General features: G+C 65.4%; 25 protein-coding genes. 9 read left to right on the forward strand and 16 right to left on the reverse strand.

What is annotated here, in order from left to right:
• The first annotated feature begins 2 nt into the window (after positions 1 to 2).
• Genes CB0101_RS03660 through glmU form a run of 5 tightly spaced genes read left to right on the forward strand, consistent with a single transcriptional unit; the run spans position 3 to position 5,594 of the window.
• A complete protein-coding gene (locus CB0101_RS03660; protein ID WP_136643954.1) occupies positions 3 to 1,547 on the forward strand; it encodes a UbiD family decarboxylase in 1,545 nt (514 codons plus the stop codon).
• On the forward strand, positions 1,544 to 1,990 hold the full coding sequence (locus tag CB0101_RS03665; protein ID WP_010307845.1) for an Rrf2 family transcriptional regulator: 447 nt from the start codon (positions 1,544 to 1,546) through the stop codon (positions 1,988 to 1,990). The genes CB0101_RS03660 and CB0101_RS03665 overlap by 4 nt, the downstream gene beginning before the upstream one ends.
• A gap of 38 nt (positions 1,991 to 2,028) precedes the next feature.
• Positions 2,029 to 3,336, forward strand: coding sequence for a 3-phosphoshikimate 1-carboxyvinyltransferase (gene aroA, locus CB0101_RS03670; RefSeq protein WP_010307842.1), 1,308 nt, complete (start codon positions 2,029 to 2,031; stop codon positions 3,334 to 3,336).
• Entirely contained in the window at positions 3,317 to 4,216 is a 900-nt protein-coding gene (locus CB0101_RS03675; protein WP_010307840.1) for a tRNA (5-methylaminomethyl-2-thiouridine)(34)-methyltransferase MnmD, read from the forward strand. Before aroA ends, CB0101_RS03675 begins: the two co-directional genes overlap by 20 nt.
• Positions 4,217 to 4,244: 28 nt before the next feature.
• Positions 4,245 to 5,594 carry a bifunctional UDP-N-acetylglucosamine diphosphorylase/glucosamine-1-phosphate N-acetyltransferase GlmU gene (gene glmU, locus CB0101_RS03680; protein WP_010307838.1) on the forward strand — a complete coding sequence of 450 codons (1,350 nt, stop codon included), beginning with the start codon at positions 4,245 to 4,247 and terminating at the stop codon, positions 5,592 to 5,594.
• Here glmU and murF read toward each other — a convergent pair.
• The 6 genes from murF to menD form a co-directional block, all read right to left on the reverse strand.
• Positions 5,587 to 6,957: a UDP-N-acetylmuramoyl-tripeptide--D-alanyl-D-alanine ligase gene (gene murF, locus CB0101_RS03685; RefSeq protein ID WP_010307837.1), complete on the reverse strand. Its 1,371-nt coding sequence runs from the start codon at positions 6,955 to 6,957 to the stop codon at positions 5,587 to 5,589. The two genes, glmU and murF, sit on opposite strands and share 8 nt — an antisense overlap.
• Positions 6,958 to 6,961: 4 nt before the next feature.
• On the reverse strand, positions 6,962 to 7,747 hold the full coding sequence (locus CB0101_RS03690) for a hypothetical protein (protein ID WP_010307835.1): 786 nt from the start codon (positions 7,745 to 7,747) through the stop codon (positions 6,962 to 6,964).
• A gap of 9 nt (positions 7,748 to 7,756) precedes the next feature.
• Entirely contained in the window at positions 7,757 to 9,298 is a 1,542-nt protein-coding gene (gene glgA, locus CB0101_RS03695) for a glycogen synthase GlgA (RefSeq protein WP_010307832.1), read from the reverse strand.
• A gap of 41 nt (positions 9,299 to 9,339) precedes the next feature.
• Entirely contained in the window at positions 9,340 to 9,918 is a 579-nt protein-coding gene (locus tag CB0101_RS03700) for a L,D-transpeptidase (protein ID WP_010307828.1), read from the reverse strand.
• A gap of 70 nt (positions 9,919 to 9,988) precedes the next feature.
• On the reverse strand, positions 9,989 to 10,849 hold the full coding sequence (gene menB, locus CB0101_RS03705; RefSeq protein ID WP_010307824.1) for a 1,4-dihydroxy-2-naphthoyl-CoA synthase: 861 nt from the start codon (positions 10,847 to 10,849) through the stop codon (positions 9,989 to 9,991).
• A complete protein-coding gene (menD, locus tag CB0101_RS03710) occupies positions 10,827 to 12,641 on the reverse strand; it encodes a 2-succinyl-5-enolpyruvyl-6-hydroxy-3-cyclohexene-1-carboxylic-acid synthase (RefSeq protein WP_010307820.1) in 1,815 nt (604 codons plus the stop codon). The genes menB and menD overlap by 23 nt, the downstream gene beginning before the upstream one ends.
• Before the next feature lie 49 nt (positions 12,642 to 12,690).
• Here menD and lepB point away from each other — a divergent pair, with 49 nt between their 5' ends.
• Both lepB and CB0101_RS03720 read left to right on the forward strand, forming a co-directional pair.
• Positions 12,691 to 13,299, forward strand: coding sequence for a signal peptidase I (gene lepB, locus CB0101_RS03715; protein WP_050778767.1), 609 nt, complete (start codon positions 12,691 to 12,693; stop codon positions 13,297 to 13,299).
• 29 nt (positions 13,300 to 13,328) lie between these two features.
• Entirely contained in the window at positions 13,329 to 13,670 is a 342-nt protein-coding gene (locus tag CB0101_RS03720) for a DUF760 domain-containing protein (RefSeq protein ID WP_010307815.1), read from the forward strand.
• 19 nt (positions 13,671 to 13,689) lie between these two features.
• Here the strand turns inward: CB0101_RS03720 and CB0101_RS03725 are convergent, their stop codons facing one another.
• The 6 genes from CB0101_RS03725 to CB0101_RS15255 all read right to left on the reverse strand — a co-directional run bounded on the left by CB0101_RS03725 (position 13,690) and on the right by CB0101_RS15255 (position 18,305).
• The gene (locus CB0101_RS03725) at positions 13,690 to 14,844 is read right to left on the reverse strand and encodes a DUF4336 domain-containing protein (protein ID WP_010307812.1); all 1,155 of its coding nucleotides are present in this window, start codon (positions 14,842 to 14,844) and stop codon (positions 13,690 to 13,692) included.
• Positions 14,845 to 14,846: 2 nt separating this feature from the next.
• Positions 14,847 to 15,686 (reverse strand): metal ABC transporter permease, encoded by an 840-nt coding sequence (locus CB0101_RS03730; protein WP_010307808.1) that lies wholly within the window; start codon positions 15,684 to 15,686, stop codon positions 14,847 to 14,849.
• Positions 15,683 to 16,435 (reverse strand): metal ABC transporter ATP-binding protein, encoded by a 753-nt coding sequence (locus CB0101_RS03735; RefSeq protein WP_010307805.1) that lies wholly within the window; start codon positions 16,433 to 16,435, stop codon positions 15,683 to 15,685. Before CB0101_RS03735 ends, CB0101_RS03730 begins: the two co-directional genes overlap by 4 nt.
• Positions 16,432 to 17,328, reverse strand: a complete 897-nt coding sequence (locus tag CB0101_RS03740) for a metal ABC transporter substrate-binding protein (RefSeq protein ID WP_246833817.1) — start codon at positions 17,326 to 17,328, stop codon at positions 16,432 to 16,434. Before CB0101_RS03740 ends, CB0101_RS03735 begins: the two co-directional genes overlap by 4 nt.
• A 179-nt stretch (positions 17,329 to 17,507) precedes the next feature.
• Entirely contained in the window at positions 17,508 to 17,693 is a 186-nt protein-coding gene (locus tag CB0101_RS03745) for a hypothetical protein (protein ID WP_010307797.1), read from the reverse strand.
• Between the two features lie 447 nt (positions 17,694 to 18,140).
• A complete protein-coding gene (locus CB0101_RS15255; protein WP_010307791.1) occupies positions 18,141 to 18,305 on the reverse strand; it encodes a hypothetical protein in 165 nt (54 codons plus the stop codon).
• Positions 18,306 to 18,484: 179 nt separating this feature from the next.
• Between CB0101_RS15255 and CB0101_RS15260 the strand changes: the two genes are divergently transcribed.
• On the forward strand, positions 18,485 to 18,661 hold the full coding sequence (locus CB0101_RS15260) for a hypothetical protein (RefSeq protein WP_010307786.1): 177 nt from the start codon (positions 18,485 to 18,487) through the stop codon (positions 18,659 to 18,661).
• Positions 18,662 to 18,665: 4 nt separating this feature from the next.
• Here the strand turns inward: CB0101_RS15260 and CB0101_RS03755 are convergent, their stop codons facing one another.
• Both CB0101_RS03755 and CB0101_RS03760 read right to left on the reverse strand, forming a co-directional pair.
• Complete coding sequence (locus CB0101_RS03755; protein ID WP_010307782.1) at positions 18,666 to 19,883, reverse strand: glycosyltransferase family 2 protein; 1,218 nt, start codon at positions 19,881 to 19,883, stop codon at positions 18,666 to 18,668.
• Positions 19,880 to 20,101, reverse strand: coding sequence for a hypothetical protein (locus CB0101_RS03760; RefSeq protein ID WP_010307779.1), 222 nt, complete (start codon positions 20,099 to 20,101; stop codon positions 19,880 to 19,882). Before CB0101_RS03760 ends, CB0101_RS03755 begins: the two co-directional genes overlap by 4 nt.
• A 45-nt stretch (positions 20,102 to 20,146) precedes the next feature.
• On the opposite strand from CB0101_RS03760, the gene CB0101_RS03765 reads away from it, so the two are divergent.
• Entirely contained in the window at positions 20,147 to 20,827 is a 681-nt protein-coding gene (locus tag CB0101_RS03765; protein WP_010307774.1) for an SDR family oxidoreductase, read from the forward strand.
• Positions 20,828 to 20,933: 106 nt separating this feature from the next.
• On the opposite strand, the gene CB0101_RS03770 is transcribed toward CB0101_RS03765, so the two are convergent.
• Together CB0101_RS03770 and psbA are read right to left on the reverse strand one after the other, a co-directional pair.
• A complete protein-coding gene (locus CB0101_RS03770; RefSeq protein WP_010307769.1) occupies positions 20,934 to 21,605 on the reverse strand; it encodes an alpha/beta family hydrolase in 672 nt (223 codons plus the stop codon).
• A 68-nt stretch (positions 21,606 to 21,673) separates the two neighbouring features.
• Positions 21,674 to 22,750 (reverse strand): photosystem II q(b) protein, encoded by a 1,077-nt coding sequence (psbA, locus tag CB0101_RS03775; protein ID WP_010307766.1) that lies wholly within the window; start codon positions 22,748 to 22,750, stop codon positions 21,674 to 21,676.
• Between the last annotated feature and the right edge of the window lie 138 nt (positions 22,751 to 22,888).

A 22,888-nucleotide genomic window follows, 5' to 3' on the forward strand; every position in this document is an offset into this window, starting at 1 on the left:
AAATGGGTTCGCAGCGTGACCTGCGCGGGTTTCTGAAGCTGCTAGAGGAACGCGGACAGTTGCGCCGCATCACGGCACCGGTGGATCCCGATCTGGAGCTGGCAGCGATCGCCGATCGGGTGCTCAGCTGCGGCGGACCGGCCCTGCTCTTCGAAAACGTGATCGGCAGTGAGATGCCGGTCGCGATCAACCTGATGGGCACCCAGGAGCGGGTGCTCTGGAGCATGGGGATGGAGCGGCCTGAGGAGCTCGAAGCCCTGGGCGAGCGCCTGGCACTGCTGCAGCAGCCCCGCCCGCCCAAAGGAGCTCGGGAGGCGGTGCGCTTCGGCTCCGTGCTGCTCGATGTGCTCAAGGCCCGGCCCGATCTGGATCTCACACCCCCCTGCCGCCAGCAGGTGTTCAAGGGCGAGGCTGTGAACCTCGATGCCCTGCCGCTGCTGCGCCCCTGGCCGGGCGATGGCGGCCGCATCCTCACCCTGGGCCTGGTGATCACCAAGGACCCCGAAACCGGAACCCCCAACGTGGGTGTGTACAGGCTGCAGCAGCAGTCGATCAACACCATGACCGTGCACTGGCTGAGCGTGCGCGGCGGCGCCCGTCACCTGCGCAAGGCGGCGGCCATGGGCAAAAAGCTGGAGATCGCCATCGCCATCGGCGTGCATCCACTGCTGGTGATGGCGGCCGCCACGCCGATCCCCGTGCAGCTGAGCGAATGGCTATTCGCCGGGCTCTATGCCGGTGAGGGCGTGCGGCTCGCCAAATGCAAAACCGTGAACCTGGAAGTGCCCAGCCACAGCGAAGTGGTGCTCGAGGGCACGATCACCCCGGGCGAGGAGCTGGCCGACGGGCCCTTCGGCGACCACATGGGCTTCTACGGCGGCGTGGAGCCATCACCGCTGGTGCGCATCCAATGCGTAACCCAGCGGCGCGAGCCGATCTACTTCACCACCTTCAGCGGCCGACCTCCCAAGGAAGACGCGATGCTCGCCATCGCCCTCAACCGCATCTACACCCCGATCCTGCGGCAGCAGATCCCGGAGATCGTGGATTTCTTCCTGCCGATGGAAGGGCTGAGCTACAAGCTGGCCGTGATCGCCATCGACAAGGCCTATCCCGGCCAGGCCAAGCGGGCCGCCATGGCCTTCTGGACCGCCCTGCCTCAATTCACTTACACCAAATTCGTGGTGGTAGTGGACAAGGCGATCAACATCCGTGATCCGCGGCAGGTGATCTGGGCGATCAGCGCCCTGGTGGATCCCCAGCGCGATCTGATCGTGGTGGAGGACACCCCCTTCGACACGCTGGATTTCGCCAGTGAGCAACTCGGTCTCGGCGGCCGCCTGGCCATCGACGCCACCACCAAGCTCGGACCGGAACGCAACCACCCCTGGGGCGAGCCCCTGAGCCGGCCTGCAGCGGTGGAGGCTCGCCTCGATGCCCGCTGGGCCGAGCTGGGGCTGGCGGATGTGGGCCAGAGCGATCCCGACCCAGCCCTGTTCGGCTACGCGCTGGAACAGGTGCTCGAGCGGCTGGCCAAGGCGGGATGAGCCTGCTGCGCCGCAGCGGACAGCAGGCGCTCCAGGCACTGCTGGAGCTGGCTGAGGCCCCGCAGCAATGGCGCTCGGTGAATGACATCGCCGCCGCGCAAGCCTTGCCAGCGCCAATGCTTGAGCAGCTACTGCTGCAACTACGCCGTGCCGGCCTGGTGGAGGCACGCCGCGGGCGATTGGGGGGGTACCGGCTGCAGCGGCAGCCCGCTGCCATCCCGGTGGCGGAGGTGCTGGCAGCGGTGGGAGCTGACATTCAGCTCGTCGAACCTGACGCCCCTGACAGCAACCAGGCAGAAGAGCAGGTGCTGCGCTCCATGGCCCGGCGCCTGCAGCGGGCCATGGAGCGGGAGCTCATGCAGTTCAACCTCGAGGAATTGCTGTTTGATTTGCGCAGCTGCCGGGAAACCCTCAGCGGCGACGGCGGCTTGATGCTCGGCTGAGGCCGATGCCTACGCTCGCTGCACTCCACGCGTCAGCCATGCCCCTCGCCCTGGGAACCACCGCAGGTCGCAGCCTCAGGGGCACGGTGCGCGTACCGGGCGACAAATCGATCTCCCACCGCTCACTGCTGTTCGGCGCCATTGCCGACGGCACCACCACCATCGAGGGTCTGCTCCCTGCAGAAGATCCCCTCAGCACGGCGGCCTGCCTGCGGGCCATGGGTGTGGACGTCTCACCGATCGAGGCCGGACAGACCGTCACGGTGCAGGGCGTGGGGCTCGATGGCTTCCGGGAGCCAGAGAGCGTGCTCGATTGCGGCAACTCCGGCACCACCATGCGCCTGATGCTGGGGTTGCTGGCGGGTCGTGCCGGGCGCCATTTCGTGCTCACCGGCGACGATTCCCTGCGCCGCCGGCCGATGAAGCGGGTGGGCGGTCCACTGGCTGAGATGGGCGCCACGATCGCCGGCCGCAGCGGCGGCAACCTGGCACCACTGGCGATTCAGGGCCAGACCCTGCACGGCGCCACCATCCGCACCCCTGTGGCCTCGGCCCAGGTGAAGAGCGCCATCCTGCTGGCCGCACTCACCGCGGAAGGCCCCACCACCGTGATCGAACCGGTGCAAAGCCGTGACCACAGCGAGCGCATGCTGCGGGCCTTTGGCGCGGAACTGAGCGTTGGCGGCCCCGGCAACACCGAGGTGACCGTGAAGCCCGGCCAGCGCCTGCGCGGCCAAGCCGTGGTGGTTCCCGGCGACATCAGCTCGGCTGCCTTCTGGCTGGTGGCCGGCGCGATCACCCCTGGGGCTGATCTCACCGTGGAAAACGTGGGCCTCAACCCCAGCCGCACCGGCATCCTCGACGTGCTCGAGCAGATGGGGGCCCGCATCGAGGTGCTCAACCAGCGGGATGTGGCCGGCGAACCAGTGGGGGATCTGCGGGTCACCCACGGCCCGCTGAAGGCCTTTGAGATCGGGGCTGATCTGATTCCGCGCCTGGTGGATGAAATCCCCGTGCTGGCGGTGGCGGCCTGCTGCGCCGAAGGCGTGAGCCGCGTCAGCGGCGCCGAGGAACTGCGGGTGAAGGAAACCGATCGCCTGGCGGTGATGGCCCGCCAACTGGGCGCGATGGGGGCCCGCATTGAAGAGTTCGCCGATGGCATGGCCATCCAGGGCGGCGTGCAACTGCATGGCGCCGAGGTGGATAGCGAAACGGATCACCGCGTGGCGATGAGCCTGGCGGTGGCGGCACAGATCGCCACGGGAGCAACCCAGCTGCACAGGCCGGAGGCGGCGGCGGTGTCGTATCCCGAGTTCTGGAGCGACCTTGAGCGGCTCCAGGCTTGAGCCACGGCACACGGCTGATGGCAGCTTCAGCCTGTTCAGCCGCGAGGTGGGCGAAGGCTTCCACAGTGGGCTCGGTGCGCTGAGTGAGGCGCGGGCCAAGTTCGTCGCCCCAGCCCAACTGGAGCGCTGGAGCCCAGGCAGCACGCTGCAGGTGCTCGATGTGTGTGTGGGCACGGGCTGCAACAGCGCCGCCCTGCTCGAAGCCTGCAACGCCCGTGGCCTGAAGCTCAACTGGTGGGGCCTGGAACTCGACCGCGAACCCGTCGCGCTGGCCCTGGCCGATCGAGGGTTCTGCAGCCAGTGGGCACCCGAGACCCTGCATCAACTTGCAGAGCTGAGTCGAGGCCCGCAGATGCTCTGGGGAGATGCCCGCAGTCAGCTGCCGCAGCTGCTGACCAGTCAGCGAGGCCGCTTTGATCTGATCCTGATGGATGCGTTCTCCCCCAGCCGCTGCCCGCAGCTCTGGACCCTGGAGTTTCTGAGTGGGCTGGGGGTCCTGCTGCAGCCCAGCGGCCGTTTGCTCACCTATTGCAGTGCCGCCGCGATCCGGCGATCGCTGCGGCTAGCTGGACTGGAGATCGCCAGCATCTCCGCCCCTTCAGGCCTACTGAAACAGGCCAAGGACTGGAGCGGCGGCACCGCCGCCAGCCCCAGCTCCCTCGAGGGAGCCAGCCAGCTCAGGCCCCTGAGCCCCATGGAAGAGGAGCACCTCCACACCAATGCCGCCGAGCCCTACCGCGATCCCAGTGGCCACAGCGATCGGGCCACGATCCTGCGCGAGCGGCAGCAGGCTCAGGCAGCGGCCATGGCCGCCGGTGGCGTGGAAGCCACCGGTGCCTGGCGGCGGCGCTGGGGATTGAGCTCCAGCAACCACCAGTAGATTCCCGGCCAGTTGTGCTCCGCCGCTGATGCTCGCCGTTGCCGTGTTGGCCGCTGGAAAGGGCACCCGCATGAAGAGCGATCTGCCCAAGGTGCTGCAGCCCCTGGCGGGGGCCACCCTGGTGGAGCGCGTGTTGGCCAGCTGCAAGGGTCTGGCGCCACAGCGGCAGATCCTGATCGTGGGCCATCAGGCTGATCGGGTGGAGCAATCCCTGGCCCATCAACCTGGTCTGGAGTTTGTGCTGCAGCAGCCCCAGAACGGCACGGGGCATGCGGTGCAGCAATTGCTCGAACCCCTCAGCGGTTTCGAAGGGGATCTATTGGTGCTCAACGGCGACGTGCCGTTGCTGCGGGCTGAGACCATCGCCAACCTGCTCGAACGGCACCGCAGCAGTGGTGCGGCGGTCACCCTGCTCACCGCCCGGCTGGCCGACCCCACGGGCTACGGCCGTGTGTTTGCCGATGACGCCGCTCAGGTGTCGGCGATCGTGGAGCACCGCGACTGCAGCGAGGCCCAGCGCTGCAACAACCTGATCAACGCCGGCATCTACTGCTTCAACTGGCGCAAGCTGGCGGAGGTTCTGCCGCAGCTCAGCACCGACAACGACCAGGGAGAGCTCTATCTCACCGACACCGTGGCGATGCTCAACCCCGCCATGCACCTGGAGGTGGCCGATGCCGATGAGATCAACGGCATCAACGATCGCCTGCAGCTCTCCCAATGCGAGGCGGTGATTCAGGAGCGCATGCGCCGCCATTGGATGGCTGAAGGGGTGACCTTCGTGGATCCCGCCAGCTGCACCCTCAGCGATGGCACCCGCTTCGGCCGCGATGTGGTGGTGGAGCCCCAATGCCATTTCCGCGGCGACGCCGTGATCGGCGAGGGTTGCCGCATCGGCCCGGGCAGCCTGATCGACAACAGCCGCATCGGCGATCGCGTGGAGATCATCTACTCCGTGGTGCGCGATGCAGCCGTAGCCAGCGACTGCGCCATCGGCCCCTTCGCCCAGCTGCGCCCGGGCGCTGATCTCGCTGAAGGCTGCCGCGTCGGCAACTTTGTGGAGATCAAAAAAAGCAGCCTGGCCGAGGGCTGCAAGGTGAACCACCTCAGCTACATCGGCGATGCCGAGCTGGGCTCAGGCGTGAATGTGGGAGCCGGCACCATCACCGCCAACTACGACGGGGTGAACAAACACCGCACCATGATCGGCGCTGGCAGCAAAACCGGTGCCAACAGCGTGCTGGTGGCGCCGATCGTGCTCGGCGAAGGCGTGACCGTGGGAGCCGGCTCCACCCTCACCAAAAACGTGCCCGCTGGAGCGCTCGCCCTGGGCCGCGCCAAACAGCTGGTGAAGGAGAACTGGCAGGCCCCTAGCTGAGCGGCAGCTCCGGCAACAGGGGAATCAGCCGCTCCAGGGCCACACCCCGGCTGGCCTTGAGCAACAGCACATCGCCGCTGGCCAACCATTGCTTGAGCGGCTCGGCGGCCTCCGCCGGCTCCGCCACCACAGCAAGGTTCGGCAACGCCTGGGCGGCCGCCGCCATGGCCTGGGCCTCAGCGCCGCCGGCGACCACCACCAATCCATCGAGGCCCAGGGCCGCCGCCCGCTCCGCCACCTGACGATGCAGGGCCACGCTCTGCTCTCCCAGCTCGAGCATCGAGCCCAGCACGGCAAAGCGGCGCCCCGGCTGCCGGGCCAACAGCTCCAGGGCCGCCAACACGGCTTCCGGAGAGGCGTTGTAGGTCTCATCCAACACCCTGAGGCCGCCGAGCTGGAGCCGGCGATTGCGGCCGCCGGGCACCTCCACATCCAGATCAGCCAAGGCCGGCAGGCCAACTCCCAGCTCCTGGGCCACCGCCACGGCCAGCAGCAGGTTGCGGGCGTTGTGCCGGCCCGCCAGGGGCAGGCGAATGCGTTCACCGCGCACGCTGAGCAAGTCGTTGGTTTCATCGAGCTCGCCGAGCAGATCCGCCTGGTCAACGCCCGGATCGCCCGCCAGTGCCACCCGCTGCACGCGGCCGCTCCATACCGCTTGGATCGCCTGCTCCAGCAGGGGATCGCCTGCAGGGATCACCAAGAGGCCATCGGGCTTGAGCTGGCTGGTGATCTCGCACTTGGCGGTGGCAATCGCCTCACGGCTGCCCAAGCGGCCGATGTGGGCCGTGCCGATGTTGGTGATCACAGCCACATCCGGCTGAGCGGTGCGGCTGAGGCGATCGATCTCACCCAGGCCACGCATGCCCATCTCCACCACCACCGCCCGGTGTTCGGTGCCAGCCTTCAGGAGCGTGAGGGGCACGCCGATGTCGTTGTTTTCGTTGCCGCTGCTGGCCATCACCGGCCCTAAGGGCCCCAGGGCGGCGCGAATCAGTTCGCGGGTGGTGGTTTTGCCGGCCGAGCCCGTTACGGCCACCACCGGTGCAACGAGTTGACGTCGATGCAGCAACGCCAACTGTTGGTAGGCATCGAGGGTGTCATCCACGAGCCAGTGGAGCAATCCCGGGGGAACGTCTCCGGCGCGGCCGCGTTGCACCACAGCCGCCTGGACGCCAAGGGCTGCTGCCTGCCCGAGAAACCCGTGCCCATCGAAGCGCTCCCCCACCAGGGGAACAAACAGCTCTCCGCCCTGCAGCTGGCGGCTATCGGTGCAGATGGGGCCCACTGGGGCAGCCGGATCCACACCAGCGGCCTGAGCTCCGCGGGGTTGTCCCCAGCACGCGATCAAAGCGCCAAGCTGCATTGGATCAGGGGCTGGATGACTCGTTGAGCACGATCATGCCGGCGCCCACCAGCGCATCTCGGGCCAGCAGGCCAGAGCGAGAATCGCGCAGCTCCAGGTGGTCGTAGCCGAGATCCGCCGCCCAGAGCTGCCACTGCTCGGCGTAACGCTGCTGAGCCGGCACGCTCAGCGCCGCAAACGCAGGAGCCACCTGCAGCACGAGGGTGCGCTGATCAGCCGACGCCACCGCTTGAAGCAGCAATCCGTCGGCATCGGAGCGCTGCACGAGTGCATCGAGCGGGTCTGGCGGTTGGGGCTCAGCAGGGACCTCAGCAAGAGGCAGATCCGGTGGTTCCTCAGCAAGCTCACCGACCCCATCGGGCGAGGGAGCCGGCGGTGCCTCCGGCATCAACGGCGGCTCGAAGGCGAGGGGCGCGGGCGGCGGCTCGTCCGCCTCGGGAGCCTCCGCTGGTCCTGCCTCGATTGCAGCGGAACGGATCGGCGGGCTCACAGGGGGAGTGAGGCGCCGCAGGGCTGAGGCGCCTTGCAGGCCCAGCAGCACCACCAGCGTGAGCCCAAGCGCGAGCAGCAACGGCCAGAAGAGGGGTGCCAGATCCGCCGGCCACCAGCTCGGGCGCCACAGGCTCCCCTGGCCGTTGCGCCGGACAACCTCCTGAACGCGCAGCCGGGTATCGGCAACAACCGCCCAGAGGTTGTCGCCCAGGGTGGACCAGGGGTTGCGATACGTGGCCGGCAGATCGCGCTGCTGCGCTGACTGCTGGGACGGGCCCTCAGGCGGTGACAGGGCCATCCCAGCGCATCAACGACCGCCGCGGCGGCGCAGCAGGGAGAGCGGATTGAGCAAGCTGTTGCCCGCCGAAGACGCCTCAAGGGGCTCGCGGGGGGGCTGACCTCCACCCTGGAGGCTGGGGTCAGCGTCCTGGCCGCGGGAGAACTGCTCCACCGCCTCGGCATCGGGGGTGGGCTCCTTCACACCCTTCACCTCCTTGTACATCTGGTCGTACTCGAGGGCGGAGCGATCCCAGCTGTAATCGGCGGTCATCGCACGCCGTTGCAGCTCGCGCCAGCTGTCGCCATGGCGGTACGCCTCCCAGGAGCGCACGATCGAGGTGTAGAAGTCGAGCGGGTCGTAGCGATCGAAGCAGAAGCCGGTGCCGGTGTGGGCATTGGGCACATGGGGCGGCACGGTGTCCACCAGACCCCCCACGCGGCGCACCACAGGGATCGAGCCGTAGCGCATCGCCAGCAGCTGGCTGATGCCGCAGGGCTCAAACCGGCTGGGCATCAAGAAGGCATCGCTGCCGGCGTAGATCAGCCGGGAGAGGGCGTCGTCGTAGGTGAGGAACACGGCGAAGCGGCCCGGGTGGCGAGCCGCCATCTGCCAGAGGCCGGATTCGATATGGCGATCACCGGTGCCGAGCACCACAAACTGCGTGTCGGAATAGGCCAGCACCCGATCGGCTACCTGCAGCAGCAGATCCACGCCCTTCTGGTCCACCAGACGGCTCACCAAACCCATCAGATAGGTGTCGGGATTCACCGCCAGGCCCATGCGCTCCTGCAACACCCGCTTGCACTCGGCCTTGCCGGCGAGGTCATCAACGCTGTAGTTGGCGGGCAGGGTGGAATCGGTAGCGGGATTCCAGGCGGCCTGATCAATGCCGTTGAGGATGCCGCGCAGCTTGCCGCTGATGTAGTTGAGCAACCCCTCGAGCTGTTCGCCGTATTCAGACGTGCGGATCTCCTGGGCGTAGGTGGGTGACACCGCATTGACGCGATCGGCATACAGCAAGGCCGCCGCCATGGTGTGATCGCCCTGCATATACCAGGGGCACCAGGTCATCCGATCGAGCTTCCAGCGCCAGGGCCCCTGGTATTTGAGGTTGTGGATGGTGAACACCGTGCTGATGTCGGGGTCCTGGTGCATCCACACCGGAATCATCCCGGTGTGCCAGTCATGGCAATGGAGGATGTCGGGCTTCCAGTGATTCCACGCGAACTCAGCGGTGGCACTGGCAAAGAAGGTGAAGCGCCAATCCTCGTCTTCACCGCCGTAGATGCGCTCGGGATCGAAAACCGGGTGCCCCACGAGATAGAGGGGGAGCCCATTGCTGGGGTGCCGCGTTTCGTACACCGCAAAATCGGTGCCCATGGTGTGGCCGCGCCAGATGGGCTCGCCAGGAATATCGAGCTGACTCCAGAGCCGCCCGTAGCCGGGCATGATCAGCCGCACGTCGTGGCCGAGAGGGGCCAGGGCCGGGGGCAGGGAACCCACCACATCACCCATGCCCCCCACCTTCACCATTGGGGCGCATTCGGCTGCGGCAAACAGCACCCGCATGGGAAGTCCGGCTGAAAGTGCGCGCAACTCTACGGGTGGTTTCAGGGCAACACCGTCACCGGTGTGCCCACCTCCACCAGCTCAAACACCTCCTGCACGTTTTCCTCAAACAAGCGCACACAGCCATGGGACACCGCTCGTCCCACCGTCCAGCGATGGGGCGTTCCGTGGAAACCAGCCACGGTGCAGCCGTCCACGCTCAGATAACGCTCACCATCCCAAGCGTTCTGGCGGGGGGTGCAGTCGCGATAGAAGCCGATCCAGCGGGATCCCAATGGGTTGTTGGGGCCAGGCCCCACCTGCTTGCCATTGCTGGGGTGTTCCCAGATCGGATACGGCACCATCTCCAGCACCTGATGGCGGCCCGCAGGCGTTTCCCACCCCTCGGTGCCCACGGCAGCTGGGTAGCGGCGCAGCAGACGGCCATCCTTGAGCACCATCAATTGCCGGGTGCGGCGATCGAGCACCAGATGCAGGCCCTCATCGTCGATCAGATCGGAGGGAATGCGGCTGAGGGCCACGGCGTCACTGATCGCCGGCGCCGGCGGTGGGATCGGATCCGGCTGACGCGCCAGGGCTGGAGCCCCCAGGGGAGCCAGGCAGGCGGCCCAGGCCAGCATCCAACGAGACAAACGACGAGCTGTCACAGCGATACGAGCACTCTCACCAACTGCTAGCCAACGGCTGGCGCTAAGGCAGCCATGGGGACTCGGAAAAATCCGGTGCCCGCTTCTCGAGGAACGCGTTGCGGCCCTCTTGCCCCTCCTCTGTTCGATAGAAGAGATGGGTGGCCTGGCCCGCCAGCTCCTGGATGCCGGCCATGCCATCGGTTTCGGCATTGAAGGCGGCCTTGAGGCAGCGGATTGCTGTGGGACTGTGCTGCAACACCTCCCGGCCCCAGCGCACGCCTTCGGCTTCCAGCTGCTCCAGCGGCACCACGGCATTCACCAGACCCATCTCCAGCGCTTCTGCAGCGCCGTACTGACGGCAGAGAAACCAGATCTCACGGGCTTTGCGCTGCCCCACCAGCCGGGCGAGGTAGCCGGCCCCAAAACCGCCGTCAAAGCTGCCCACCTTCGGACCGGTCTGGCCGAAGACGGCGTTCTCGGCCGCCAGGCTCAGATCACAAAGCAGATGCAGCACCTGGCCGCCACCGATGGCGTAGCCCGCCACCAAGGCGATCACCACCTTGGGCAGGCTGCGGATCAAACGCTGCAGGTCGAGCACGTTCAGGCGGGGCAGCCCGTCGTCGCCCACATAGCCGCCATCACCCCGCACGCTCTGGTCGCCGCCAGCGCAGAAGGCATAGCCGCCATCGGCGGCGGGACCGGCGCCGGTGAACAGCACCACACCGATGCGGGGGTTGTCGCGCACCCGCGAAAACGCATCAAACAACTCCGTCACCGTCTGCGGACGGAAGGCGTTGCGCTTGTGGGGGCGGTTGATCGTGATGCGGGCGATGCCCTCGGCGCTGAGGTCGAACAGGATGTCGCTGTAGGAGCCTTGCGGCTGCCAAGCGATTGCCAGCTCAGCTGAGGGTGTTGCCGCCATCAGGCCCCTTGTGGATGGAAGCCATTGTGCGGCGGCACTGCCGGCGCAGCGCTGCATCGGCCTGCCGGTCGGTGCGCACATGAAGCAGAGCCATGGGGTGCTGGGCTGCCCAGCTCAGGCCATCCGCCAACTGATCAAGGCTGACGACGGCGCGGGCGGGAATGCCATAACCGGCGGCCAGGGCGGTGTGATCGAGCTGCTGCGGCATCGCGAACAGCCGCTCGAAATCCAGCTGCGGGCCGGTGCGGATCGGCAACTGCTCAAAGATGCCCCCCCCGGCGTTATCGACCAACACGACGGTGAGCCGAGCCTTGGCAGCAGCCATCGCCTCACGCCACAGCCAGCCGTTGGCGTCGTGGAGCAACGCCAAATCACCACTGAGCAAGGTGGTGCGGCCATGGCTCATCGCCAGACCGGCCGCCATCGAGAGGGTGCCATCAATCCCGGAGGCGCCGCGGAACCCGAACACCGGCCGCTGGGGTGCATCGGCCGCTGCAAAGCTCTCCCAATCGCGCACGGGGCTGCTGCTGGCCAGCATCAGCGGTTCACCAGCCGGCAGCAGGCGGCTGAGGGCACGGGCCAAGGCGGGTTCACGGCTCAGGGCCTGCGGATCAGCAGAGAGCCAGCGCTGATCTAGCTGCTGTTGCAACTGCTGATCCGCCGCCATCAACGCCGCCGCCCACACCTGGCTGGCTTCGCTCGGCTGACCATCGGGCATGCCAGCAGCGAGCCAGGCGGCCAAGCCACAGGCCAGCTGCTGGCGGGCCGTGCCGCTGGCATCGAGGTTGCGCGGATCGCCCTCCGTGATCAGCAGTTGGGGGCCGTCACTGGCGGCGATCCACTGCTGCAGGCGGCGGCTGGCGGGCATCGACCCGAGCCGCAGCAGTTGCGGAGCCGCCGGCAAGGCATGGCCTTCGCCCAGGAGCAGGTCGTAGCCGTGCACCAGCTGCAGCCCGGGCCAGCCGCGCAGGCCCGACAGTCCATCAGCCAACACCGGCCAACCACTGCGGCGCTGCCAACGCACGAGCGCCTCGGCAAAGGGCTCGAGCTGAGCCGCGGGCGCCCGCCAGGGCCCCACCACCACCGCTCCAGGCTGATCGGGATCCAACAGATCAGCAGCTGAATCCACTGGGTTCAGCGGCCGAGCCGCGGGCTGTGCGTTCACAGCAAGGGCTGGGCTGCTGCTGGTGCGGCGTGCCCACTCCGCCTCGATCTGCTCTGCCGAGGCGTGCAGCGGCTCTTCAAACGGAAGGTTGAGATGCACAGGTCCCACCGGTGCAGCCAGGGCAGCACCCCAGGCCCGCTCGGCCAACGCACTGAGGCCCTCCGCCGGCATCGCCGCCAACCCCCGGGGATCACCAGCTCCTATCCAGCGGCAGCACGGAGCCAGGAACGCCTCCTGATTCACCGTTTGATTGGCACCACAGCCCTTCAAGCGGGCGGGGCGATCCGCTGTGAGCAGCAACAGCGGCACCGCGCCGTGATCGGCCTCCACCACAGCGGGCAGGAGGTTGGCCACCGCACTGCCGGAGGTGGTGACCACCGCAGCCGGCACCCCATCGGCCCGCCCGAGCCCCAAGGCCAAAAACGCCGCAGAGCGCTCATCCACCGCAGGGATCAGTGCCAAACCGCTCGTCTCGAGAAGCCCGGCGGCCACCGCCAGAGGGGCCGAGCGGCTACCCGGGCAGAGCACCAACCGGCGCAAGCCAAGACGCTGCAGCGCCTCCAGCAGAGCCAGGGCGGCCCGGAGGTTGTCGCCGGCGCTGCAACGGTGGGCTGAAGGAGCGGGCACCGGCGGTGCTGTTGTTCAGGATGTGGCGATCATGCTCACCGAAGCGGCGATGAAGAGCAGTTCCTCCTCCAGCGATCCATCCCCTGGGGCGGGTTCAGCGCTGAAGGGCTGGCGCTCGGTGCTGCTGTGGTTAGCCGTGGCCGTGCTGCTGCGCTGGCTGGTGATCGAACCGCGCTGGATTCCTTCCGGCTCGATGCTGCCCACCCTGCAGTTGCAGGACAGGGTGTTGGTGGAAAAGCTCAGGCCGCGGCTGCATCAGCCCCTGCCCAACGGCACGATCGTGGTGTTCCATGCCCCTCCGGTGCTGGTGGAGGCGGGCTACGACCCCCAAGCGGCTCTGATCAAGCGGGTGGTGGGGCAACCAGGGGATGTGGTGGAAGTGCGGGATGGCGCCCTGCTCCGCAATGGCAGCGCTGTGGACGAGCCCTGGCGTCAGCAACCGATCGACTACAGCTTCGGGCCGCTGACCGTGCCCGAGGGTGACCTGCTGGTGATGGGCGACAACCGCAATGCCAGCCTCGACTCCCACATCTGGGGCCCGCTGCCACGCCAGGAGGTGATCGGCACGGCTGTGTTTCGCTACTGGCCGCTGAATCGTCTTGGTCTGATTCGGTTCTCCGACCTCAACGGTCTCGAACGAGACGAAGAGCTGGGGTAGGGTGCAGCCGTGACGCGGAGCACACCGGAATGTTTAACCCGGAGTTCCTGACGAGCGACAGCGAAGCAATCAGCGCCAATTCGTTGATTCAGTACCTGCAGGAACAGTCCCCGGATGTGCTGCAGCGCGTGGCTCGCTCCGCCAGCAGCGACATCCAAGACATCATTCGCCACAACGTGCAGGGCCTGTTGGGCGTTCTGCCGGGCGAGCACTTCGACGTGAAAATCACGGCCAACCGTGATCACCTGGCTGGCCTGCTGGCCTCCGCGATGATGACTGGCTACTTCCTGCGCCAGATGGAGCAGCGCATGGAACTGGAAGCCACCCTCTTCCCCGAGGCTGACGCCGACCCCGGTGAGCTGAAGCTCTGAGCCACAACGAGCCGGTGAGTCAGCCCACCTGGGGCTGCTCCGGCACCACCTTCAGCTTCAAGAGGGTGCGATCGATTCCGGCCAGATAGGCCCAATTGCCCTCGTTTGGAGCCCATTGGCGCTGCTCCAACTGTTCGGCCAGCTCCAGCAACTGGACTGAGCTACAGGCAACGGGCGCGTCATAGTGCGCTGGAACAACCCAGCGCAGGCCATCCAGGCGGGCCAGGCGCCGCACCCAGGCCACGATCAAAGCTTGGGTGCGCGGAAACACCAGCCGCTCGAGCACCGGCGCTACCCGCAGCTGGCCGGGCTGGGGTTGCAGCTCGAGAAACACCTCGGCTGAATTGCGGGCCCAGTGGAAGGGATAGAGACCGAAATAGCTGCGGGCATTACGGCAGCCCGGCTTCCAAGCCTGGCCCAGCAGTTCAGCAACGCTGGGAACAGCCAGTGCTTCCGGGCGTAGATACGACGCAAACAACGCCAGGCGTTGCCAACCCTTCAGACGCAGCTCCGGCGCATCAACCAGGGGCTGATCCCCGCGGTCGCGGGCGTGAAACAGCAGCGGCGTGGGATCGAGATCGAAGAGCTCAGGCGGTACCGCATTGATCGCCACCAGGGCATCGGTGAGCAGCAGAGCCCCGCTGGCTTGATGCAGGCAGGCCAATTCCTGAAACCGCCCCAGGCCTAAATCAATCGGCCCAAGCGACTCCCAGCGCAGGGCCTCTCCATGGGGGTAACCGTCGTCGCCCAGCACCCGGGTGCGGCGGCGCGGAAAACCAAGCCAGGGCAGGGGGAGCGGCAGCGGGAAACTCCATTGCCCGGGGGTCACCCACAGCTCGGCCTGGGGGAACGCCCGGGCCATCGCTGGAACAGGCAGCTTGTGCTCAAGGCCAGACGCGGTGGGCAGCACGATGCTCAGCACCGGGCCGTAGCGCTGCTCAAGATCTGCAAGCGCCTGGCGCACCTCGGCCGTGGGAGCCACCGGGGCATACAGCATCAGGCCGCCCGGCACCCGAGCCACGGTCATCCGGATCGGCACCGCCACATAAAACACGCCCTGGAGCTGCTCAAAACTCCAGATCTGTTCTGGAATCAGCTCACGCACCAAGGTGCGCCGGCGCCCATAGGGATACAGGGGCAGCAGCGGCCACCAAGGCCAGGACTGATCCGACACGCCTAGAGGGTCTGGGAACGCTGGGAGCTCAGGATGCCGTAACGCGGTGCCAACAAGAAAGCCAACAGGAAGAGAGCGGTCTGCACCAAGACAATGCAACCGGCCGTGGAGCTATCGCTCCAGTAGCTCACGTAGACACCGATCAAGCTAGAGAGCACGCTGCTTGCGATCGCCAAGAGGGTCATCCGATCAAAGCGATCGGTGAGCAGATAGGCCGTGGCTCCGGGGGTAACCAGCATCGCCACCACCAGAATCACCCCCACGGTTTGCAAGCCCGCCACGGCCGTAAGCGAAAGCACCGAGAGCAGCATGTAATGCAGCACCCCCGTGTTGATGCCAATGGAACGGGCGTGGGTGGGGTCGAAGCAAAACAGCAACAGATCGCGGCGAAACACCAGCAGCAAACCCACCACCAGCGCTGAGATCAGGAGGGTCTGCTGAATATCTGAGCTGGAAATACCCAGCACGTTGCCAAACAGAATGTGGGTGAGATCAATGTTGCTGCGCACCTTCGACACCAACACCAGGCCCAGGGCAAAGAAGCCGGTGAACACCAGGCCAATCACCGTGTCTTCCTTGATGCGCGACTTCTGTTTGACAAAACCAATCGCTGCCACCGAGCCCACACCAAACACAAAAGCCCCGAGGGAAAACGGCAGGCCGAGGGCATAGGCCACCACCACACCGGGCATCACCGCGTGGGACACGGCATCGCCCATCAGTGCCCAGCCTTTGAGGGTCATGTAGCAGGAGAGCAAGCCACACACGCCGCCCACCAAAGCGCTCACCAACAGCGCTTTCACCATGAAGGCATGGCTGAGGGGTTCGAGCAGCCAGGTCATGGCTTGGGCACCATCCCACCGAAGGTACGCGCCAGGTTCTCAGGGGTGAACACCGCGCTGGTTTCGCCGTAGGCCAGCACGGTGCGGTTGATCAGCACCACCAGATCGCAGAAATCGCGGATGTGGCCCAGGTCATGGGTGGAGATCAAGATCGTGCGACCTTCCTGGCGGAACTGCAGGAACAGCTGAGCCATGAGTTGCTCCGTACGCACATCCACGCCATTGAAGGGTTCATCCAGCAACAACACCGAGGCGCGTTGAGCAATGGCCCGGGCCAGAAACGCTCGCTTGCGCTGGCCACCAGAGAGGGCGCCGATCGGCCGCTGCGCCAGATCGAGCAGATCCACCCGCTGCAGCGCATCGCGTACAGCCACCCGATCCGACTGACGCGGCCAGCGCAGCACGTTCATCGAGCCATAGCGGCCCATCATCACCACATCCCAGACGGAGATCGGGAAGTTGCAATCGATCCCTTCGCTCTGCGGCACGTAGGCCACCGCCTGATCGCGCTGGGCCGCCAGCACGGGCTGGCCATTGATGCGAATGCGCCCATGGGAGGGGCGCACAAACCCCGTCAGCGCCTTGAACAGAGTGGATTTGCCCGCTCCATTCATCCCCACCAACCCGCAGATGCAGCCGGCGGGAAGGCTGAGATCGGCGTCGTAGAGCGCCACAGTGCCGTTGTAATCCACGCACAGCTGCTCCACCTCAATCCGCGGAGCGGCCATGGGGGCGTATCGCACGCTCATGGCGCTGGCTTCGGGGTGAGCGGGCGGCTCAGACCTTGCATGATCAGGTTCACGTTGTGGCGTTGCAGGGCCAGGAGGCTGGGGGCTGGGCCGCCGCTTCCCGAGAGGGAATCCACATAGAAGGTACCCCCGAATTTGGCTCCCGTAGCCCGGGCCACTTCCCGCTGCGCCTCATCGCTCACGGTGCTTTCGCAAAACACAGCCGGCACCTGCCGCTGCTTCACCGTGTTGATCAAGCGGGCCAATCGCCGTGGTGTGACCTGGGTTTCGGCATTGACCGGCCAGAGGTAAGCCTCATCGAGGCCGTAGTCGCGGGCGAGGTAGCTGAAGGCACCTTCACAGGTGACCAGCAGCCGCTGGCTGGGCGGCACATCCGCCAAGGCCGATCGCAGCTCGGCATCGAGGGCTCTGAGCTGCTGCTTGTAAGCCAGCCCACGGGCTCGAAAGTCTGGGGCACCGGCTGGATCCAACTGACTGAACCCCTCCACCAGCCGATCCACGTAATGCTCAGCCCGCTTGGGCGACATCCAGGCGTGGGGGTTGGGTTTGCCCGCATAGACATCCCCCTCGATCAACAACGGCTCCATCCCATTGCTGAGGGTGAGGGTTGACGCCTGTCCGGAGGCAGCCACGAAGCGGTTGGCCCAACGCTCCAGGCCCAAACCGTTCTCCACAATCAAATTGGCGCCCTGCGCAGCCTCGAGATCGCTGGGGGTGGGCTCATAGCCATGGATCTCAGCACCAGGCTTGGTGATCGAGCGCACCTCCAAACGATCACCGGCCACCTGGCGGGCCATGTCAGCCAGCACCGTGAAGGTGGTGAGCACCACAGGCTTGCGGGTGGCATCCGCAGAGGCGTTGGTGGAAGGCGGAGCCGAGCTGGAACAACCCACCAAAACAGCGGTGAATAGTGCTGCGACACCTCGTGCGACACCGCGTGCGCCACCAAGGCCGACCCGCTGAACGGCGACAGCTGCAGACACTGAAGCCAAAAGGACCGGATTGCTAAGGAGATTTTAGGTCGCAGATCCAACCGAATGAGACTTCAGGAGACAGCTCCATCAGCCGCAGGTCAAGCGCGCTGGCTTGCAACCCATGCCGTTGCAGCTTTCTGAGTGTGCCAAGCCTGAAGCAATTGCTTCGCCAGGTTGCGCAGCTGATCGGGATCAGCGGTTGCATCAATTGCCCGATTGAACCGTTCGATTTCAAACTGCTGGGTGATGGAAAGCTCCACCGCTGGAGATCGATCGGAATGCATCTGTGCACCATCAAGGAGCGATGCCAAGGTAATGAAAGAGGCCGAAGATCCCGTAACAACCGCAACCAGGCGGTGACTTGATCAGGAAATCAAGGCTGAGGCTCGAGCAAAAGGTTCAGCAGATCAGCCACGCGCAAGACATGGGGATCACGTGGATCGCGACGGCGATTTGGGGTATTTCTGACCAAGCCGCCAGAGCTCATTGCAGGTGTGTCCAGGCTCGACAGCGCGAAGCTTGCAGACCAGATTGAACACATCCTGTTGGGATAACTCACCATCCGATTGCCACTTCAAGCTGGCGGGCTGGATGGAACGATCAACTTCGGAACACGGTTGATCCGACACGGATAAGCTGCTGCGTTCGATCAACGCTAAGGAGCACGGAGCTCGTTGCAGCGGCTTCCTCACAAAGATCGAGGGGAAGATTTTCTGAAGGTGTCGCCTTTGTTACGCACCCGGGTGATCGCCCTGGTGATCAGTCTCCAGGCTGAGGTCTTGCACCAGCATCAACAGGGCCATGCCCATCAAGGCCAGGGCGATGCCGGCCTGATCAGAGCCCGCCAGCTCGAGGGTGCGAGCAGCGTTCAGGTGTTGACTCCAGCTCAGACGCATGGATGGGGAAGCGGCTTTGTGGTGAGAACGACTCTCCCGGCAGGGCGCTGTTGAGCGACGTCGATTTCACAAACAGTCACGGTTGGCAATTGCTGACGCACCGATCCGCTGCGTAACCACCGCTACGTCCGCCATCAGCAGCAGCCATAGGTTTCGGGGCGTCCCATCGTGATGAGCCGATGGCCCCGATCGAACTCAGCCTCAATCAATCCTTTGAGGTGGAACGTCTCAAGCGCGAAATTGATGCCCAGAGCGACGCCGAGCAGCTCCGCCATCTGGCAAAAGATTTGCTCAAAGCCTGGTTTAGCGAGCAGGCCAACACGCAGCAGGCCATTCAGCAACAGTTCTATTCCTGAAGGGTCAAGAGAGCTGGCGTCCCTTCCAGGTCCATCCGCGACCTGTGAGGGTGCGCCACACCGATGTTGGGCCAATGGCACCCACCAGGAGGCCTCCGGCCCCCATCAACCACCAGAGGTGCAGCGGCACCTGGAATTGGCGCCGGCTCCAGACACGCAGAGCCAATTGCAGCAACACGCCACATCCCGCCAGTAGCAACAGCACCAGCCACCAGCTGCGTTGCCATGGCATCCACCAACTCAGCAACAAGCCGGCACCCAGCAACAACCACGGTCCGCTGAACATCAACACCACCACCCCAGCGGCAGATAAGGCTTTGGGAACGCTGGAATCCAGGCCCAGGAACCAGTTCTTGCTCCAGCCCTCCCAAAGCGCGGCGAAGTTGGCATACATGTTGAGCTCCGCCACATCAAGCCCCAGCAAGTAGCGCAGCCGATACCCCTGAGTTTTGATCCGGCGAGCCAGGGCAAGATCCTCCACCACTTCAGCGGCCAAGGCGCGATGGCCGCCGATCTGCTCGTACACAGGGCGGCGAAACAGCATGAAAGGCCCGGCGGCAAAGGCCACAGGGCTCGAAGGATCATTGGCTGCCTGAATCGGAAAACCCAGGCCCAGCAAACTGGCCATGATCGGCTGCACCATCCATTCCGCCAGGCATGTGCATCCCAGGCGCGGCGCCAGGCTGAGCAGATCGGCCTGATCGTGCAGGGCCTGCAGCAGGGCGCGCCGCAAGGCATCCGGCTGCAGGCGCACATCGGCGTCGATGAACAGCAACCAATCGCTCTGGGTCTGCTCGGCGGCTTGAGTACAAGCCCAGTTCTTGCCCACCCAACGTTGATCGCCTGGTCTGGGGCCCGCCTGCAGCAAACGAAATCGCTCCGGCGGGCAGCCACTGGCAGCTGCCGCCGCTGCCGCCAGGGCGCCTGTGGCATCGCTGGAATCGTCGTCAACAACCAGCAACTGCCAGGAGCTGCACGGCATTTCACTGGCCAGCACATGGCTGACGCAGGCTTCGATATTGGTGGCCTCGTTGTAGGCCGGAACCACAACCGTGAGCGACTGCTCAACCGGTTGCTGATCCGCTGGCAGCTCCAGCAAACGCGGCGCCACAGCGAAGACGCGCTGAAGACCCGCCAACAGGATCAGCAGCCCGAGGCAGGCGGCACCGGCCAAGCCGACCAGCACAACCGGCAGCCAAGGAAAGTTCAGTAACAGCGTCACACCAGCCTCCCGAGCAGGCTCACCAGACCGCTGGATGGCCGATCTGGCAGATCGGGTGGACGCCGCTCTTGCGGATGCAGCAACGGCGCCAGGCTGCTCAGGCCCAGCATCACGAAGGAGAAGGCACCCAGCAACGCCAAGAGGCGAAGCCCCCAGGGCCGGCCACGATCCACGGGCCAGTCGCCGTCATCGGGCTCAGGGGGATGCCAACGGTTCATTCAGAGCCGCGATACTGCCTCCCTATTGCACGTCATCCCACCGCCATGTCTCGCACGATTGCCGTGAGCGGCGCCTCGGGCAAAACCGGATGGCGGATCGCCGAGGAGCTGCTGCGAGCTGGGGATCAACCGAGGCTGCTGCTGCAGGAACACTCTGTGGTGCCCGAGCCACTGCGGGCGTGTCAGCTGCATCGCTTGCAGTTGAGCGACCCAAACGCCCTCGATGCAGCCCTCGAGGGCTGCGACGGCTTGGTGATCGCCACAGGGGCACGGCCTTCGGTGGATCTCACAGGCCCGATGCGCGTGGATGCCTGGGGTGTGCAGCATCAAGTGGAGAGCTGCCGGCGTCTGGGCATCCGGCGAGTCGTACTGGTGAGCTCCCTGTGCGCCGGGCGCTGGCGCCATCCCCTGAACCTGTTCGGCTTGATCCTGGTGTGGAAGCGGGTGGGGGAGCGGAGCCTGGAACGCAGCGGGCTGGATTGGACCGTGATCCGCCCCGGCGGGCTCTCCGAACGGGAAACGGATCTGGAGCACGAAGGCATTCGCTACAGCACCGCCGATCAACAGGACAGCGCTTCGATTCCGCGGCGCCTGGTGGCGCGCTGCTGTGTGGAGGCTCTGGCCACGCCAGCCTCCATCGGCCAGATCATTGAAGTGACCAGTTCGGCAGAGCTGGCTCCAATCAGCCTCGCCAAGGCGCTGGAGGCGTTCCCGCAAGTCGCTTAGGGTGCTTTAACACTTCGTTACGCCGCCATGCAGACGGATTACAGCACTGCAATCACGGCCATGGTGCTGATTGGCCTGGCCCTCACCGGTGGCGTGCTGTTTGTGCTCAGCCGCCCGAGCGATCTCGACAACACCAAGCCATGAACTGATCGGCGGCAGCGATGGCCTGCTGCAGGTTGTCGCTCTCGTTCAGACCAGATCGCTTGGTGGGTTTGAAGCTGTGGTCCCCGTCGGGAATCCACTGCACCTGCACTGCCGCACTCAGGGTGTAAGCCTCCACTTCCGTGCGACGCCCAAAGGTGTCGCGCTCCCCTTGCAACACGAGGCAGGGATGCCTCAGGGTCTGCAGGTGCTCGATCCTCAGGGCCTCTGGCTTGCCTGGGGGATGAAAGGGATACCCCAAGCAGAGGCAACCCAGCACTGAATCCGTCGCGGCCAGCTCGTCGAGCAAGAGGCTGGCCATGCGTCCTCCCATGGATTTACCACCCATGAACAGCGGCCCCTCAGCGGAGGCTTGAGCGACCTGATCGCGCCAGCTCTGCAGCAGAACGGGTTGCCGATCCGGAGCGCGTCGCTGGCCTGATCGGCGCGCCTGGGCCATATAGGGAAACTCAAAACGCAACACCCGCCAGCCCCGCTCGGCCAGGCCGGTGGCGATGGTGTTCATGAAAGGGCTATCCATTGGCGCTCCGGCGCCATGGGCCAGCAGCAGCGTGGCGGGAGCTGCATCAGGCCCATCCAGCAGGCAGGGAGCGTCGAGCGGAGAAGGGTCTGGCATCGAAGCATTAAAAAACCCCCGCCGCAGCGGGGGATGAGCGGTTAGGCCTTCGGCCGGAACCGGGGGGATCAGCCAATCGCCGGAGCGGTCAGCGCCACAGGGATCGACTGGGTCGCAGCCAAATCGAGCGGGAAGTTGTGAGCGTTGCGCTCGTGCATCACTTCCATACCCAGGTTGGCGCGGTTGAGCACGTCAGCCCAGGTGTTCACCACCTTGCCCTGGGAATCCAGGACCGACTGGTTGAAGTTGAAGCCGTTCAGGTTGAACGCCATGGTGCTCACGCCCATGGAGGTGAACCAGATCCCCACCACAGGCCAAGCACCCAGGAAGAAGTGCAGGCTGCGGCTGTTGTTGAAGCTGGCGTATTGGAAGATCAGGCGACCGAAGTAACCGTGGGCAGCCACGATGTTGTAGGTCTCTTCCTCTTGGCCGAACTTGTAGCCGTAGTTCTGGCTTTCGGTTTCCGTGGTTTCACGCACCAGGGAGCTGGTGACCAGCGAGCCGTGCATGGCGGAGAACAGGCTGCCGCCGAACACACCAGCCACACCAAGCATGTGGAAGGGGTGCATCAGGATGTTGTGCTCAGCCTGGAACACCAACATGAAGTTGAAGGTGCCGCTGATGCCGAGGGGCATGCCATCGGAGAAGGAACCCTGACCGAAGGGATAGATCAGGAACACGGCAAAGGCAGCCGACAGCGGAGCGCTGTAGGCCACGCAGATCCAGGGGCGCATGCCCAGGCGGTAGGAGAGCTCCCACTGACGGCCCATGTAGCAGGAGATGCCCAGCAGGAAGTGGAACACCACCAGCTGGTAAGGACCGCCGTTGTACAGCCACTCATCGAGAGAAGCCGCTTCCCAGATGGGATAGAAGTGCAGACCGATGGCGTTGCTGCTGGGGATCACAGCGCCGGAAATGATGTTGTTGCCGTAGATGAACGAGCCGGCAACGGGCTCACGGATGCCATCGATATCCACCGGCGGAGCGGCGATGAAGGCAACGATGAAACAGATGGTGGCCGACAGCAGGCAGGGAATCATCAGCACACCGAACCAACCCACATAAATGCGGTTATCGGTGCTGGTGACCCACTCACAGAATTGTGACCAGGAGCTGGAGCGGCCGCTGCGAAGGGCAGTGGTCATGAATCAGCTGACTCTTGCGAGCCGAAGAGAGCGTGTGCCACAGATGTGGCACGGCCACGCTACGGAGCTCAGCCAAAGATTCCTGGAAGCAAAAATTAAGTTCGCGATGAATTACACAACTTCATGAAGCACTTCATG

Origin of the sequence: Synechococcus sp. CB0101 (assembly GCF_000179235.2) — a bacterium.
Lineage (GTDB): Bacteria > Cyanobacteriota > Cyanobacteriia > PCC-6307 > Cyanobiaceae > Vulcanococcus.

Coding starts and splice junctions, on each gene's coding strand:
- CB0101_RS03745 (WP_010307797.1), bottom strand. CDS start 17,693: ATGCATTCCGATCGATCTCCAGCGGTGGAGCTTTCCATCACCCAGCAG.
- CB0101_RS03770 (WP_010307769.1), bottom strand. CDS start 21,605: ATGCCAGACCCTTCTCCGCTCGACGCTCCCTGCCTGCTGGATGGGCCT.
- CB0101_RS03700 (WP_010307828.1), bottom strand. CDS start 9,918: ATGCTGGCCTGGGCCGCCTGCCTGGCTCCCCTGGGGGCTCCAGCCCTG.
- CB0101_RS03735 (WP_010307805.1), bottom strand. CDS start 16,435: ATGAGCGTGCGATACGCCCCCATGGCCGCTCCGCGGATTGAGGTGGAG.
- murF (WP_010307837.1), bottom strand. CDS start 6,957: ATGCAGCTTGGCGCTTTGATCGCGTGCTGGGGACAACCCCGCGGAGCT.
- CB0101_RS03720 (WP_010307815.1), top strand. CDS start 13,329: ATGTTTAACCCGGAGTTCCTGACGAGCGACAGCGAAGCAATCAGCGCC.
- CB0101_RS03765 (WP_010307774.1), top strand. CDS start 20,147: ATGTCTCGCACGATTGCCGTGAGCGGCGCCTCGGGCAAAACCGGATGG.
- glmU (WP_010307838.1), top strand. CDS start 4,245: ATGCTCGCCGTTGCCGTGTTGGCCGCTGGAAAGGGCACCCGCATGAAG.
- CB0101_RS03760 (WP_010307779.1), bottom strand. CDS start 20,101: ATGAACCGTTGGCATCCCCCTGAGCCCGATGACGGCGACTGGCCCGTG.
- lepB (WP_050778767.1), top strand. CDS start 12,691: ATGAAGAGCAGTTCCTCCTCCAGCGATCCATCCCCTGGGGCGGGTTCA.
- CB0101_RS03665 (WP_010307845.1), top strand. CDS start 1,544: ATGAGCCTGCTGCGCCGCAGCGGACAGCAGGCGCTCCAGGCACTGCTG.
- psbA (WP_010307766.1), bottom strand. CDS start 22,750: ATGACCACTGCCCTTCGCAGCGGCCGCTCCAGCTCCTGGTCACAATTC.
- CB0101_RS15255 (WP_010307791.1), bottom strand. CDS start 18,305: ATGCGTCTGAGCTGGAGTCAACACCTGAACGCTGCTCGCACCCTCGAG.
- glgA (WP_010307832.1), bottom strand. CDS start 9,298: ATGCGGGTGCTGTTTGCCGCAGCCGAATGCGCCCCAATGGTGAAGGTG.
- menB (WP_010307824.1), bottom strand. CDS start 10,849: ATGGCGGCAACACCCTCAGCTGAGCTGGCAATCGCTTGGCAGCCGCAA.
- aroA (WP_010307842.1), top strand. CDS start 2,029: ATGCCCCTCGCCCTGGGAACCACCGCAGGTCGCAGCCTCAGGGGCACG.
- CB0101_RS03730 (WP_010307808.1), bottom strand. CDS start 15,686: ATGACCTGGCTGCTCGAACCCCTCAGCCATGCCTTCATGGTGAAAGCG.
- CB0101_RS03690 (WP_010307835.1), bottom strand. CDS start 7,747: ATGGCCCTGTCACCGCCTGAGGGCCCGTCCCAGCAGTCAGCGCAGCAG.
- CB0101_RS03660 (WP_136643954.1), top strand. CDS start 3: ATGGGTTCGCAGCGTGACCTGCGCGGGTTTCTGAAGCTGCTAGAGGAA.
- CB0101_RS15260 (WP_010307786.1), top strand. CDS start 18,485: ATGGCCCCGATCGAACTCAGCCTCAATCAATCCTTTGAGGTGGAACGT.